The following is a 14,436-nucleotide window of genomic DNA, read 5'->3' on the forward strand; positions in this document are numbered from 1 at the left end:
GATTGTTGCAACCATGCGCAGGAATCAATATAGTTTACATAGGACCGTATTTTTCCAATCCAAGGAGTTATATGAATGAAGGTAATTCTCGTAGATGACGAACCGTTGGCCTTGAAGTATTTAGAACGTCAGCTGTTAAAACTGGATACCATGCCTATAGATGTAATCGGTACGTATACGAATCCTTTTGAGGGGCGAAAGGAAATTCTTGCAAGGGACGTGGATATCGTATTTTTGGATATCAGCTTGCCGGAATTGAACGGGATCGAGCTGGCGGAGCAGCTGCTGGAGCAGAAGCCCCATCTCTGCGTTGTATTTGTGACGGGATATCACGAATATGCAGTTACCGCATTTGAATTGAATGCCGTCGATTATATCGTCAAACCGGTCCAGATCGATCGAGTAGCCAAAACGATGGAGCGGTTGCGAAGTCGGATTGCGTCCAGACCGGAAGAGGCCCTGAACCCCAATCGTAAAATTCGGATGACGATGTTCCGCCAGGTTATGATCGAACAGCCGAACGAGCAGGGGCAATTCGCCATGCTTCATTGGCGGACAACCCGGGCCCAAGAAATATTCATTTACTTGCTGCAGCATCGGGGGCAACTGGTGCGCAAGTCGGCACTGATCGATATGCTATGGCCGGAGTTTGACATGGATAAGGCCTATCCCCAGCTGTATACCGCCATTTATCATATCCGGAAAACACTGGAGCCCTATGGTACCCGATTTCAAATCACCAACACGACGGAAGGCTACGTGCTGAATGTGGAAGACGTGCAGCTGGACATCGAGGAGTGGGAGAACTGGTTCATGGCGAACCCCTCGGTGTCGGCCGATTCGATAGATGGCCATCTTGAAATGATGAAGCTGTATACGGGCGATTACCTGCAGGAATATGATTATTGGTGGGCGGAAGGCGAGCGTCAAAGACTGAAGGAGCTGTGGCTCAGCGTATCGTCATCCATGGCGGAATGGTATGTGGATCAGGAACGCTTCGAAGAGGCCGTACTGTGCTTCGCCTCGATCCAGCGGCTGCATCCCTTGGAAGAGAAGGCCTATTTTTCATTGATGAAAATATACGGCTTGCAGGGGAACCCGGCCCATGTGCACCGTCAATTCAGCCTGCTGCGTCAAGTGCTGGAGGATGAGATGGGTGAGGAGCCCAGCCCTTACATCAAGAAATGGTATGACGAGTGGAGCGATGGAATCCAAATCACCCATATGCAATAAATGACCTAGCCAAGCCATCATAAGATAGGGAATCACCGGTCGCTATGACCGGTGATTTTTTGTATGTCAACCGAATGGCTGTTTTTTTTGGTTCCTGTTCAGAAATTGTAGAGGACCGCCTCTTATACTGTAGAGTGTGAACCATAAGAATCGGGAGGTACAATATTCGGTTATGAAATTCATTCGGAAATTTAAGGAATCTTCGCTGCATAAAGCCATGGGGCTGGAGCTTGGCACGTTTCGGGAGATCGAGCTGGATGCAACCAAGGATGTCCAGCATTGCCGAGGCTTCTATGTTTACTTCAACGGCAAGCGGATTGGCATCGTTGCAACGGACGAGGGACCGGTATTTCTGTGTGATCAGGAGAAGTTTTTGCTGGGTGAGCGTACCGTTCATTTTTTGCTGCAAAAAAATGCCGAGTTTAACACGTTTATCTTCATGTGGAATGGGGGCGTGAAGCTTCAGATTCCATATTTGCGGTCGTTAATCGAATATAACGGAAGATGGGTGGATGATTCGATATTCGACTTTTTTTCGTGGATTTATGAAGCTTCCGGGAGAAAAAGATTCTACTCCTACTATACGGTGAAGCATGTATCCGCTGACGAATTATGTCCGCACCAGCCTCTTCAGCGTGCGGGCAAAACGCTTTCGATTGTTTAGGCGGCCTGGCGAACGCGTAGATTCATGTGAACTTTAGGGAATAGGAACAGACAATTGCATCGTAACGATGTAAAATAATGGACAGTTATGTAGTGTTATTGATTCTTACAACGTTATATAAAGGACTGTTAATATTGTCGATCTATTCCAATATCCAATCGAAGCCCGTCTCCGGCAGAAGGTTGCTGGGGATCACTTTTCTCTTTATCGTGATTTTACTTTCCGTTCGCTTGGTCTGGTTCAACACCATTACGGTACCCGAGGAACTTCCATTACGGCAAGGAGTGCTGGATCTTCGGGCTTGGCCGGCGGACGACCGGAGCAGGGTCGCCCTGAACGGGGAGTGGGCCTTTTATCCGAATCAATGGAAGGGCCGTGATGGAACGTCCCAAGGAGAGCCTGCGGGAGCCGACCCGCGCTGGATACAGGTTCCGGGGCCATGGGAGGGCGTGAACGAGAATGGAAACCAAATCGGTTACGGGACCTACCGCCTCAAGCTGCTCGTACCGGATCGGAACAAAACTTACGGCATCTGGATCAGCGATATCCGTACGGCCTATCGTTTGTATGTAAACGGGGAATTATTGCACGAATCAGGACGTCCGTCCGATCTGCCAGAGACCCATGTGGCCAGAATCGTCCCCCATATGGAACTCATCCCCCCTACTGGCGGTGATGAGCTGGATATCATCGTGGAAGTGAGCAACTATCAGTATGCCGATTCAGGCGGGATCCGGCTGCCGATCCAATTCGGAACGGCGGAAGCGGTGATGAGAGGAAAAGCCTTCTCCGAGAACATGCAGCTGCTGGTGTGCATCGTGCTATTGCTCCATGTCATATATGTTTTTATTTTGTACTTGATCGGCTATCGAAGCAGAGGGCTTATTTATTTTGCCGGGCTTATTCTGTTTACGCTGCTGGCTACGCTGAGCGACGATGATAAGCTACTGTTGGTGTGGCTGCCCGGCATTCCTTTCGAATGGGCGGTGAAGCTTAAGGTTATTGCTTACGTCGCGATATCTTTATGCTTGATTCTGTGCACCAAGCATTTGCTAAAGCCGAGGATCAAGGAGGGCTTTTACCGGGCTTACACGATGTTTGTGGTTTCGTATGCCGCAGTCTATTTGCTGCTTCCGTTTCATCTGATGGTCCATCTCTCTAAATATTTGACGGTGGTATTGTTAAGCGCCGTGCTGTTCGTGCCTTCGCTGGCCAGGAAGGCGGTCAGCGAGCGGACGGAAGCTGCGATCATCATCTTGCTGTCGGCGGTTGCGGTTTCCTGCAACATTATGATAAGCGGAATTTTAAGATTCCGGTATTTCAAGGAACTGCCTTTTTACCCGATCGACCTGATCGTTGCGTTTCTCGGGTTTGCTTCCTTCTGGTTTATCCGGTTTACCAGAAACAGCGTCATGCTTAGGGAACAGGCCGAGCAGCTGCAGCGAGCGGACAAGATGAAGGATGAGTTTCTGGCAAATACGTCCCACGAGCTGAGAAATCCGCTGCACGGCATCATCAACATGGCGCAAACGCTGCTGGAACGCAAAGGTAGCGTATTGGAGCAAGAGGGTCGCAATCAGCTGGAGCTGATCACCGGCATCGGCAGACGGATGTCACTGCTCCTGGACGACTTGTTGGATGTTTCATTATTGAAGGACAAGCGCGTTCGGTTGAATGTGCAGAGCGTCCACCTCGGTTCGGCTGCTCAAGGCGTGCTGGACATGCTCCGTCCGATGGCGGAAGGCAAGCGAATCGAGCTCGTATGCGAGATCGCGGAGAAGGGCCCCAAGGTATGGGCGGATGAAAGCCGCTTGGTACAAATCATGTTCAATCTGGTTCACAACGCCATCAAATATACGGAGGCCGGACGTATCACGGTGGCTGCCGAAGTCATGCAAGGAAAGGCTTACGTCCACGTTCGCGACACGGGGATCGGTATGGACGAAAAGACTTTAAGCCGAATATTCCTTCCCTACGAGCAGGGAGATTCCCGTTTTGCCGCTTCGGGAGGCGGTTTGGGGCTTGGACTGGGCATCAGCAAGCAGCTGGTTGAGCTGCATGGAGGGGATATTTCCGTAACATCCGCTCCAGGGCAGGGAAGCAACTTCACGTTCACGCTGAAAGTGGACGATATGATGAAGCAGGAGAACGCGGATAAGCAGGAGTTTATCGCGGACTCCCCGGCTTCAAATCCAGAGAAAGAGAAGGAGACGCAATCGAATATGTCAGATATGCACGAACAGGATGACGCCGAATCGGAGGCTCTGGGGCTTGCCCGTCCAAGCGACGGCAGGCTGCTTATCGTTGACGACGATCCGGTTAACCTCAAGGTCATCCATCATTTGCTTGCAGACGAGGGGTATCGGGTCGTGACCGTTACCCGCGCCGAGGAAGCTCTTCAGCTGTTGGAGCAGGGAGAATGGGATCTTATCATCTCGGACGTGATGATGCCCCAGATGTCGGGGTATGAACTGTCCAGGACGATTCGGCAGAGGTATATGCTATCGGAGCTTCCCATCCTGCTGCTGACCGCCAGAAACCGGCCGGAGGACATTCATATGGGCTTCATCTCCGGAGCCAACGATTACTTGATAAAACCGGTGGATCACCTGGAATTAAAAACGAGGGTACGCGCCTTGCTGGAGTTGAAGCGGTCCATTAAGGAGAGGCTGCATATGGAAGCGGCTTGGCTCCAGGCCCAAATCCAGCCGCATTTCCTGCACAACACCTTAAATTCGATCGCTTCGCTTAGCGAGGTGGATCCTTCCCGAATGATTGCGCTCATCGCAGAATTCAGCCACTATCTGAGAGCCAGCTATGATATCAGCAACCTGGATCGTTTCATACCGTTGGAGCAGGAGCTTGGCTTGGTTCGCTCTTACCTGTATATCGAGGGGGAGCGGTTCGGGGAACGGCTGCGTGTCCGTTGGCATATCTCCGACGAGGTTGCCGTGCAGCAATGGAAGCTTCCTCCCTTGACGATGCAGACGATCGTGGAGAATGCGGTCGTTCACGGGGTATTGGCACGGACCCAGGGAGGGACCGTAACCATCCGCATCGTACGAGAGGCTGAATCAGCAAAGGTGATCATCGCGGATGACGGCGCGGGGATGGATCCCGAGAAGCTCCGAAGGATGCTGGGAAGCGGACATCGCGCCACCAAGGGAGTCGGGCTTATGAACACGGACCGCCGTTTGAAGCAGATTTATGGGCAGGGGCTCATGATCGACAGCTCAAGGGACAGAGGAACCACGGTGTCATTTGTCATCAAGAAGATGGCATAATCAAAGCCTGAGCCTATTAAACCTATAGTCTTTGAATCTTGGACGAATGCCGCAGGTTTAGGTTAGGATGTAGAGATGATGATATTTTACTTCGTATAAGGGTGGACTTCATGATCTCTTCTTTTTTGGCTACGATTTACAGCGTATTCCTTCCGATATCGCTGCCCGTCATCGGCGGAGCGCTGCTTAAGCGATTTAAAGGAATTGAAACCAAGGGGCTCTCGGCCCTGTCTTTATATGTGCTGAGCCCGGCACTGATCTTCGAGACGCTGGAAAAGGCTTCGATCACCTCGAACGAGGTGACGGTGACGGTTGCCTTTTGCCTGTTGAACGTGATCGTCCTCTGGCTGCTCAGCGCCTTCGCAGGTAAAATGCTGGGTTTGTCCCAGACGGAGAAATCGGGCCTCGCTTTGACCACCATTTTTACCAACAGCGTGAATTACGGGCTTCCCCTCGTGCTGCTTGCATTCGGGCAGGCAGGGCTGGATAAGGCTTCCGTGTATGTCATCGTGCAGATCATCATCATGAATACATTAGGCGTGTATTTGGCAGCGCGGTCTCATTTTTCGGCCGTAAAAGCGATCAAGACCGTATTTACACTTCCTTCGGTTTATGCAGCAGCGTTTGCCGTACTCTTCCGGTTGACGGATTTCCAACTCCCCGAAGGGTTGAATACCGGTGTTTCCATGCTGTCCGCCGCCTATGCCCCGCTGGCTCTTGTCATACTGGGAGCCCAGATGGTTGGGGTTCGGGAGGGTGGAGCGTCGCTCGCCGTCTCAAAGCGCGGATTCTGGTCGGGCATGGCGATGCGAATGCTGGTGGGCCCGTTGGTGGCTTGGGGATTGCTCGCGATGTTATCCATTGAGGGAACCTTGTTTGCAGTCATTCTGATTCTGTCGGCGATGCCTGCAGCCGTGAATGCGGTCATCCTTGCCGAAGAGTACGATGCCGCGCCCAAGCTTGTATCCAGGTGTATTCTGTGGACCACGCTGGCTTCTTTTATCGTTCTGCCTGCCATGATTGGCTTTCTTTAAGATTTCTCGCCTCCGGAAGATTGGTTCAACTCTTGGACTAGCGTGTAAAGAGTAGTAAGCGTCAAGAGATAACCATCATCTGCGAATCCGAATCGGATGGAGGTGGAAACTATGAGCAGACCGCGTGACCGAGACGTGGAGATCGAGACCCGCAATATCGAGGAGCGTAACGACTCCAGCAGGGTAGCTTCTACGTTGATCAAGTATGTTGCTTATCTGATCATCTTTTTTGGTTTCTTGTACTTCCTGATCAAATACGTATTCCCGATGTTCTAAGTTCAGGCCGGGTTACGTCGTGAGAATAAGCCTCTCCTTAGCCACAAGCGGGATGGAGGCTTTTTTCATGAAGCTAGGGCAGGATCGCAATGTGCATAATGGATGGATGGGCAAGTTTTTCCTATTATTCCATGGACACGGCGGGAGCGTTGACTTTGGAGTCTAATGTAACTATGATGGTTACATGCTAGTCATCTGAAGATTTGGACCGTCAGGAGGGATCGCATGAACATAAGCAGCCGATTTGCAGTGGCCATTCATATTCTTTCCGTGCTGGAGATGAATAAGGCTGGCGTCAGCACTTCAGATTATATTGCGGAGAGTGTGAACACGAATCCGGTGGTCATCCGGCGGATTGTCGGCATGCTCAGCAAAGCGGGCCTGGTCGAGGTAAAACCCGGCGTAGCGGGAGCGAAGCTGGCTAAGCCTCCGTCCGGGATTACGTTGCTGGATATTTATCATGCCGTTCATGTCGTGCAGGAGGGTTCCCTGTTTGGCATTCACGAGAATTCGGACACGAAATGTCCTGTTGGCAAACATATTCAAACGGCGATCGTTCCGGTGTTCTCGGCCGCCCAGAAGGCCATGGAAGATACGCTGCATGAGGTGAATTTGGAGCAAATCGTCCGGAAAATCCATGCATCTGCTAACGGAATATCCAGTGAATAGATGATATATGATCCATGATACGCTCAATCCTTGCAGGATGGGCGTTTTCTTTTGGGCCTGGTTGGTGTGTGCCTTTGTTCATATGTTAATTACTGGGTTTGACAACAGGATGGTCCTGTAACTATAATGATTACAAGTAAGATGTAACTGTTTTGATTACAAGTTAAGCCTGTCGCAGACCTGAATATATTTTTTGAAAAAATCAACAACAATTCAAGGAGTGAGAATATGACAGCCATTATACATCCATCCACAAAGCTCGGACCCGTCTCTCTTCGGATTCGCAATCTGGCACAATCGGTACGCTTTTACACGGAAGTCGTTGGATTAAAAATGCTGCGCCAGCATGGCCGGGTGGCTGAATTGACGGCGGACGGCAAGCAGCCGCTGCTGATCATTGAGGAGGTTTCGGACCTGATAAGACCGCAGACCCGGACGGCGGGGCTGTACCACTTTGCGATCCTGGTACCGGATCGGGAATCGCTCGGGCTCGCGCTTGCCAATCTGATCGCCCATAACATGCCGGTCGGCCAAGGCGATCATCTGGTCAGCGAAGCGCTGTACATCAATGATCCGGACGGAAACGGCATCGAGATTTATGCCGACCGGCCACGGGATACCTGGAAGCGCGATGCCAAAGGGGAATATGTGATGGCCACCGACCCGGTCGATGTTGAAGGACTGCTGGCTCTCTCCAAAGAGAAGGAATGGCTTGGACTTCCGGAAGGGACCGTCATCGGGCACGTGCATTTCCATGTGTCCAACCTGCAGGATGCCCGCGCATTTTATTGCGATGTGCTGGGTTTTGAGCTGACCGCCCATTATGGGGGAGCTGCGTTGTTTATATCTGCAGGAGGATACCATCACCATATCGGACTCAATGTTTGGGCGGGACTCGGGGTACCGAATACGCCTCCGAACGCTGCGGGAATGGAGAATTATACGATCGAGCTTCCGAGCCATGAGGCGCTTGAGGCGGTAACCGGCCGTATTCGCGAAGCGGGGCTGCACCTGGAACAGCGGGACGGTGTTTGGGCCGTTCAAGATCCTTCGGACATCTGGATCCGGTTGGTTGTTGCATAATATCATACGAACGAAGAAGCCTGTCCGCTATATTAGCGGCAGGCTTTTTTTAATGAAACATCACCGTTAGGATGATCAGGCTAGACAGAAAGCAGGGTAGCTAGATCCGGTTTAATTCAGCCAGCGTACGGAGCATGAACTCCGTGATATTCGGAATGTCTTCCATTTGCTCTTCGTTGATTTTGCGGGGAAAGCGAAGCTCGATCGTGTCATGGATGGGAACCGCATCGTCGCCGTAGGCGTAGCGTATCGTTTGCACCGGCGGGAGCTCGGGATTCCATATCTCTTTAATAATCTGCGCGATAACCGGGCACGAGTAGGCAGGATCGGCAATGTTTTTATGAAAGCGGAGCTTCAGCTCGCAGCCCGGCTGTTCTTCCGGAATTTCCAAAATTTCGGCCGCCAAATCCCGCAGCCCGGTCTCCAGGCAAATTTCGGCTGAAGCACCGGATTGCTGAACCAGCTCGAACCGGAGGCTAAAACTTCTGGACAAGGTCGCCATGTCCAGGAGGTCCTTCCGGTCGGTAACGCGGATGATGTCATCGAGATTGTCGAGGTCATATACCGCATTCTCGATGCCAACCTTTAGATTTTCGAATATAGTCGGGTCAAACATGGAGGCACATCCTTTGATGAACATAATGTCGTAATAGACGATTGTGGATACTATATCACAGCCGCCAGGCGAAGGGGAATGGCTCGTCTGATAAGCCGGAGACCTGCGTCAGAATTGACCGATAGATCAAAGTCATGGTAGGATGAAATCCAATAACAGTAAAAATTAATTTACCGGTAAAATGTATGGAGGTGTTAAAATGAAAATGACTGGCGTCTATAAAATTCAAACCCATGAGCAGCTCAAAGCGATTGCGGATCCTCTCCGCACCAAAATGCTGATGAATCTGGTGAAGGATGCCTACACCGGACAGCAGCTGGCCGAGATGCTCGGCATCACGCGGAACAATATTTACTTTCATCTCAAGGAGCTGGAGAAGCATGGCATCATCCATGTGGTCAGGAAGGAAGAGAAGAACGGTATCGTGCAGAAATACTATCGTGCCGTTGCAAGCCGCTTCATTCCAGAGGATCATTTGCTGCCAAGCCTGGATTTGGTGGAAACCTCAAGACAGGTATTCATGGAGACGCTTGATGTAACGCGGGCCAAAATCGAGACTGCCCCGGCTTCTTCTTTTGCACTGGACAGTACGAGTGAGCACCACAGGAAAAATCTTGCGGAAACCTACCGCTTTCGTGCAACGCAGGAAAGCTTCCATGCTTTTGTGGAAGAATTCAAGGGGCTTCTGGATAAACACTTCACGATGGAAGGCGCCGAATCCGGCAGAAGCTCACTTTCTGAGGAGGAGAAGAGCTATTATATGTCGTTGATAGCATTCCAAGATGATCATGAGAATATCACCATTCGATAATCCTGGACGGGGGATACATACATATGGACAATAATCAATATACCATCGTGATCGATGATGCGTGGTTTACGGTATCGCAGCTGGATGAGGGCACGTTTGCCATCAGTGAGTACGGGCATTGGGAGAAGGTGCATTCGTTTCTGTTGATAGGGGACGAGCGTGCCGCATTGATCGATACGGGCCTTGGCATCGACGACATGCGGCGGATGACCGATCAGCTGACGGATTTGCCTATCATGGTACTGACCACGCATGTTCACGCAGATCATATCGGCAGTCACGGGCAGTACGGGGAGATCTATGTGCATGAGGCTGAAGAGGATTGGCTGGTCAGCGGCATTAAAAAGCTTTCGATTGAGCAAATCCGCAAGGATATATCGCGCGATATTACGAGACCCGTACCGGCTTCCTTCGATCCGGCAGCGTACACCCCTTATCGGGGGCAGCCGACCGGCCTGCTTCGGGATGGGGACGTCATCGAGCTTGGCGGGCGAAGTCTGGACATCTACCATACGCCGGGCCATTCGCCCGGACATATTGCGGTATTTGAACCCAACCGCGGGTACTTGTTCACTGGCGATTTGCTGTATGATGAGACGCCGGTATATGCCTTCTACCCGACGACAAGTCCCGGAGATCTCGTTAATTCGCTGGAGCGGATCGCGAATATCGAAGGCGTAAATCGGATCTTCGGTTCTCATAATACGCTTGGACTGGACCCGGCATGGCTGGACGTGGTGAAAGAAGCCGTGCAGGAGCTCCGGGAAAAAGACCTTGTCCGATTTGGAACGGGCATTCACCGGTTCAACGGATTTTCGGTTCAATTCTAATATTGCCATGAAACAAAGCCGCCTCCGGATCAGCAACTGGCATCCGGAAGGCGGCTTTTAGGTTAGGAATTGTCTTTAGGCGATTAAGCTATTTCCACATGCTGATGAGCGTCCATGCCTGATAGGACAAGTTCATCCGGGCTCTATCCGATATCGCACCGGGTTTCTTATGCTCCTCCAGCTGAGAAACGAATGTATTTAAAAATTTGAGCGCCTGTTCCCTAGAGCCCTTGCTCATGTGATGCTCTGCCTGTTTCAAGGCATTGCGCAACCGGGACAGCAGCGGGTTAGCCAGGTCCCCTGAGCGGGAATACTCGCTCACCAGTTGATCCAGCACGTTCAGCATGCCCGGGGATTGATAAACGGGGATAGGAACCTCCGAGAAATCCGTATCGGATGCGAAATAAAAGCTGGTGTAAGAGGGCTGGTTATACGTTGTATTTTGTCTGGCAACCTCGACCCGATACTGCGGATCATGCATGAGTGTATAGAGCTTACGGTCGGTGACCTCGGTGCTCAGGTAAATCCGGAGGGCCGAGCTGTCCGTGGTCCGGACCACCAGTTCCTCTCTCCAATCCCCGAAGAGATCGGCGACGAGGGCAGGATTTCCCTTCGTCCCGTTATTGGCGCGCGTGCCTTCTGCAGTTAGCAACGTCCCGTTGCGCCAGCTTTCGATGACCGGTGTCTGATCCAAGTTACCATTCACGATCTGGGTGGTCATATCCGCAGACCATTTGATGTTCATGTTTGTGCCCGGCATGGTCGTAGAGAGCTGTTCTCCATCTGCAGACCACGTGCCGACGGCCCATGTTTCGAGTCCCCGCTGATCGGGATCGATATCGCCGATCATGCCGCGTCCGGTGTCTTTTCCGGTATAGCCGCCGTAGAGGAGCACGCCTGTTGCCGCATCACGGAGGGAATAGCCGTAAGGGGCGTAGGCACCGCCTTCATGAACCATGAAAATCTCAAGACCCGGCCGATCCGGATCGATGTCGGTGACGTGCATGGCGTCCCCATGACCAAGGCGGGCCATCGCTCCCGGATCCGCGCTTTGAGGAGGGAGCACATCCATGGAGCTGTACAGCAGCGTGCCGTCATGGTCAATCGTTGCCGAACCGTAGACGATTTCCTGTTTACCGTCGCCGTCGACGTCAGCCGCGCTTAACGAGTGGGCCCCTTGCGTCGTTAACGTACCGAATGCGGCATCGGTCCCGTCCCGGCCATGCGGACTGTCGTTAAACGGATTGGTCATCGGGGTCCAGCCGCTGTCCACAACCCAATGCTCGCTTAAGCGCCGGCCATCCCACTTGTAGGATACGAGTGTGGATCGGGTGTAATAACCGCGGGCGAATACGGCAAAGGGTTGTTCCCCGTCAAGGTAAGCAACGGCGGCAAGGAAGCGATCCACGCGATTGCCGGGTTCGATCCGGGCCATGGCATAATCGCCCCACATGAGACCGTCGTCATGCCTGCCGGGTTTATACCGGATCGTCTCGAGCTCTTTGCCGGATGCGCCTTCAAATACGCTGAGATATTCCGGACCATCCAAGATGAACCCTTCGAATGACCGGAGATTGTTGCGGGCGCTTCGCTGCGGCGCATAGGTGTCCATGAAGTGATCGACCAGGCTTTCGGCATCGGTACGGGATAACGGATAATGGTACTTCTTATCGATGCCGAAGCTTTCTTCGAGCGTGGCCGGCCAGCGGCCGCTTACGACCTCTTCATGCTGATGCCAGTTCATGAACAGGTTTACCATGTGCTCGTAGTTGCCGGATTTGCTCAGCCGGTAATCGTCCTGATTGGAATATCCGGCCTTCATATCCTCGGGCAGCAGCGTGATGTATCTCTGGGAGATCATGTTGCCGGCTGGATCATAGCGAAGAATCTTGGTGCCCGGTGCCGTTTTGAGCATCATTTCCGCTTTGCCGTCCCCGTCAAAGTCATACACCATGAACTGCGTATAGTGGGCGCCGGAACGGATGTTGACGCCGAGGTCGATCCGGTACAGCAGGATGCCCTCCAGTGTATAACAGTCAATGTACGTGTTGCCGGTATACCCGATTTGGGAAACGTCCTTGGAGTTGGAAGGGTCCCATTTGACAAAAAGCTCGTACTGCCCATCGCCGTCCACATCGCCGACGCTGGCGTCATTGGCAGAGTAAGTATAAGGCTCCCCGGCCGGGGTGACTCCGCCATCCGGCTTGTTTAGCTTCAGATCGTAATAGGGGGAGGACCAGGGAGTGGAGGTGAGGCTCTGGTCGACCTCTTTTCCATTAACGACGGCAGATACGTAATAGGAGGATGATGACTTGCCGGATCGGTCCAGGTAATTAGTGCTGTTTTCGACGACGGCAATCTGGGTGCCGTCCCGATAGACATGAAAGGTCGGACCGGTAAGCCCCGTTTCGCCATATCCGGTTACTTCTCCGGCAAGCAATCGCCAGCTCAGAAAGTTGCCTTCTGAAGTGGAGGCCGATACGATCCCCCTATCCAAATACTCCAGCTGAATCCGGCTGGTGTTAGTGGCGCCTTGCTGCGTGCTGCTTGCCGCTTGATGCGAGGGCGCCGCTAACGACTCGATGCTCCCTGTGATGATCATGGGGAGCGTAAGAGCCGCTGCCAACAGCTTGCGATGCAAGCCGAGTTTACTTCCATTCTTCATGTTCAGCCACCTTTCTCCTTGTGGTTCGGATGCTGGCGTGCAGCATTCCGTATGCGATTTCACAAATGGCTGTGCGACTCCTCCTTTCTGGTTGGAATGGGGTAATAAGTAAATCACTTTCATTGTATGGAACCTGGGTGAATGACAACATACAAAAAACAGGCCATTTGATTTAAAAAACAGAGTGAATTCTAATCCCGAAAGTCGATTTCTAGGGTAAAGCTATAGAAGCCAAACAGGCCGGGCTCCTGGGAGCCCGGCCTGTTTGCTTGCTCGCATGAAGGACATGCAAGAAAAGAATGGCCGCCGCAGGGTAGCAAGCCATTCAGTAACTCCGGTCCATGTTCTTGCCGTAATAAATCTCGTCCATCTCCAGATTGATGCGTTCGGTGATTTCCTGCTGTTCGGCCTCGGACAGCTTATCCTTCGTGTAACCGAACAGATAGTTGTCCAGATCGAACTGCTTCAGCTTGCACTTGGTATGAAAGATGTTCTCCTGATATACGTTGACGTCGATCATATCGAACAGCTCCTTGGCTTCGTCCGGAATATAGTTCTGGATGGAGCTGATCTCATGGTCGATAAACAGCTTGTGTCCATGAATATCCCTCGTGAATCCCCGGATTTTATAGTCTATCGTCATAATATCCGTATCGAAGGAGTGGATCAGGTAGTTCAGGGCTTTGAGCGGTGAGATTTCCCCGCAGGTCGACACGTCGATATCGGCCCGGAAGGTGCTGATGCCCTCGTCCGGATGGAATTCCGGATACGTATGGACGGTAATATGGCTCTTGTCCAGCTGGAGGACCACGTTATCCGGCAGCGGCCCCGGCGATTCGTCATAGGATTCCTCCGGCACCTCCACGACGGGGCCCTCGGAGACTAGCACCGTCACGCTGGCGCCCTGCGGGATATAATCCTGCTTGGCAATGTTCAGGACATGCGCGCCGATGATTTCGGCCACATGGCTCAATATTTTCGTCAGCCGATCGGCGTTGTACTGCTCATCAATATATTCAAAGTACGCTTCCCGTTCTTCCCGGGTCTTCGTATAGCAGACGTCATACATATTAAAGCTGAGCGATTTCGTCAAGTTGTTGAACCCATGCAGGGTCACGCGTTGTTCTGGTGTCATATCCATATGAATTTCCCCTTGTGTAGTTAATATATCAGTTCGAGTACATATTATCTCCGAAACCGTCGATTCCTAATCTGTCCATGCTCCGCCTTCCGAAGCAGCATTACTATGTTCTTACCCGGATCGGGTTCAA

At 52.0% G+C, this 14,436-nt stretch carries 12 protein-coding genes; 9 read left to right on the forward strand and 3 right to left on the reverse strand.

The genetic code is table 11. The features are described from left to right. Window positions 1-75 precede the first annotated feature (75 nt). From BMX45_RS06705 to BMX45_RS06730, 7 genes are all read left to right on the forward strand, one after another. Window positions 76-1,233: a response regulator gene (locus BMX45_RS06705; RefSeq protein ID WP_090909037.1), complete on the forward strand. Its 1,158-nt coding sequence runs from the start codon at window positions 76-78 to the stop codon at window positions 1,231-1,233. 172 nt (window positions 1,234-1,405) lie between these two features. After that, window positions 1,406-1,897 carry a hypothetical protein gene (locus tag BMX45_RS06710; protein ID WP_090909038.1) on the forward strand — a complete coding sequence of 164 codons (492 nt, stop codon included), beginning with the start codon at window positions 1,406-1,408 and terminating at the stop codon, window positions 1,895-1,897. A gap of 77 nt (window positions 1,898-1,974) precedes the next feature. Next, window positions 1,975-5,181 carry a hybrid sensor histidine kinase/response regulator gene (locus tag BMX45_RS06715; RefSeq protein ID WP_254777991.1) on the forward strand — a complete coding sequence of 1,069 codons (3,207 nt, stop codon included), beginning with the start codon at window positions 1,975-1,977 and terminating at the stop codon, window positions 5,179-5,181. 110 nt (window positions 5,182-5,291) lie between these two features. Continuing rightward, entirely contained in the window at window positions 5,292-6,215 is a 924-nt protein-coding gene (locus BMX45_RS06720; protein WP_090909039.1) for an AEC family transporter, read from the forward strand. Between the two features lie 111 nt (window positions 6,216-6,326). Then, a complete protein-coding gene (locus BMX45_RS31245; protein ID WP_009589346.1) occupies window positions 6,327-6,491 on the forward strand; it encodes a hypothetical protein in 165 nt (54 codons plus the stop codon). Window positions 6,492-6,716: 225 nt separating this feature from the next. Continuing rightward, on the forward strand, window positions 6,717-7,160 hold the full coding sequence (locus BMX45_RS06725) for an Rrf2 family transcriptional regulator (protein ID WP_090909040.1): 444 nt from the start codon (window positions 6,717-6,719) through the stop codon (window positions 7,158-7,160). A gap of 228 nt (window positions 7,161-7,388) precedes the next feature. Continuing rightward, window positions 7,389-8,243, forward strand: coding sequence for a VOC family protein (locus BMX45_RS06730; protein ID WP_090909041.1), 855 nt, complete (start codon window positions 7,389-7,391; stop codon window positions 8,241-8,243). 100 nt (window positions 8,244-8,343) lie between these two features. Here BMX45_RS06730 and BMX45_RS06735 read toward each other — a convergent pair whose 3' ends face one another. Next, complete coding sequence (locus tag BMX45_RS06735; RefSeq protein ID WP_090909042.1) at window positions 8,344-8,859, reverse strand: hypothetical protein; 516 nt, start codon at window positions 8,857-8,859, stop codon at window positions 8,344-8,346. 205 nt (window positions 8,860-9,064) lie between these two features. Here BMX45_RS06735 and BMX45_RS06740 point away from each other — a divergent pair, with 205 nt between their 5' ends. Continuing rightward, a complete protein-coding gene (locus tag BMX45_RS06740; protein WP_090909533.1) occupies window positions 9,065-9,670 on the forward strand; it encodes a winged helix-turn-helix domain-containing protein in 606 nt (201 codons plus the stop codon). Window positions 9,671-9,693: 23 nt separating this feature from the next. Next, window positions 9,694-10,500 (forward strand): MBL fold metallo-hydrolase, encoded by an 807-nt coding sequence (locus BMX45_RS06745; RefSeq protein ID WP_090909043.1) that lies wholly within the window; start codon window positions 9,694-9,696, stop codon window positions 10,498-10,500. Between the two features lie 88 nt (window positions 10,501-10,588). On the opposite strand, the gene BMX45_RS06750 is transcribed toward BMX45_RS06745, so the two are convergent. After that, window positions 10,589-13,165 (reverse strand): rhamnogalacturonan lyase, encoded by a 2,577-nt coding sequence (locus BMX45_RS06750; RefSeq protein ID WP_175495054.1) that lies wholly within the window; start codon window positions 13,163-13,165, stop codon window positions 10,589-10,591. A 325-nt stretch (window positions 13,166-13,490) separates the two neighbouring features. Further along, on the reverse strand, window positions 13,491-14,306 hold the full coding sequence (gene speD / locus BMX45_RS06755) for an adenosylmethionine decarboxylase (RefSeq protein ID WP_090909044.1): 816 nt from the start codon (window positions 14,304-14,306) through the stop codon (window positions 13,491-13,493). Window positions 14,307-14,436: the final 130 nt, after the last annotated feature.

The sequence above is a fragment of the Paenibacillus sp. cl141a genome (assembly GCF_900109305.1).
GTDB classification, from domain to species: domain Bacteria; phylum Bacillota; class Bacilli; order Paenibacillales; family Paenibacillaceae; genus Paenibacillus_AQ; species Paenibacillus_AQ lautus_A.

Coding starts and splice junctions, on each gene's coding strand:
- BMX45_RS06735 (WP_090909042.1), bottom strand. CDS start 8,859: ATGTTTGACCCGACTATATTCGAAAATCTAAAGGTTGGCATCGAGAAT.
- BMX45_RS06740 (WP_090909533.1), top strand. CDS start 9,065: ATGACTGGCGTCTATAAAATTCAAACCCATGAGCAGCTCAAAGCGATT.
- BMX45_RS06720 (WP_090909039.1), top strand. CDS start 5,292: ATGATCTCTTCTTTTTTGGCTACGATTTACAGCGTATTCCTTCCGATA.
- BMX45_RS06725 (WP_090909040.1), top strand. CDS start 6,717: ATGAACATAAGCAGCCGATTTGCAGTGGCCATTCATATTCTTTCCGTG.
- BMX45_RS31245 (WP_009589346.1), top strand. CDS start 6,327: ATGAGCAGACCGCGTGACCGAGACGTGGAGATCGAGACCCGCAATATC.
- BMX45_RS06715 (WP_254777991.1), top strand. CDS start 1,975: ATGGACAGTTATGTAGTGTTATTGATTCTTACAACGTTATATAAAGGA.
- speD (WP_090909044.1), bottom strand. CDS start 14,306: ATGGATATGACACCAGAACAACGCGTGACCCTGCATGGGTTCAACAAC.
- BMX45_RS06730 (WP_090909041.1), top strand. CDS start 7,389: ATGACAGCCATTATACATCCATCCACAAAGCTCGGACCCGTCTCTCTT.
- BMX45_RS06710 (WP_090909038.1), top strand. CDS start 1,406: ATGAAATTCATTCGGAAATTTAAGGAATCTTCGCTGCATAAAGCCATG.
- BMX45_RS06705 (WP_090909037.1), top strand. CDS start 76: ATGAAGGTAATTCTCGTAGATGACGAACCGTTGGCCTTGAAGTATTTA.
- BMX45_RS06745 (WP_090909043.1), top strand. CDS start 9,694: ATGGACAATAATCAATATACCATCGTGATCGATGATGCGTGGTTTACG.
- BMX45_RS06750 (WP_175495054.1), bottom strand. CDS start 13,165: ATGAAGAATGGAAGTAAACTCGGCTTGCATCGCAAGCTGTTGGCAGCG.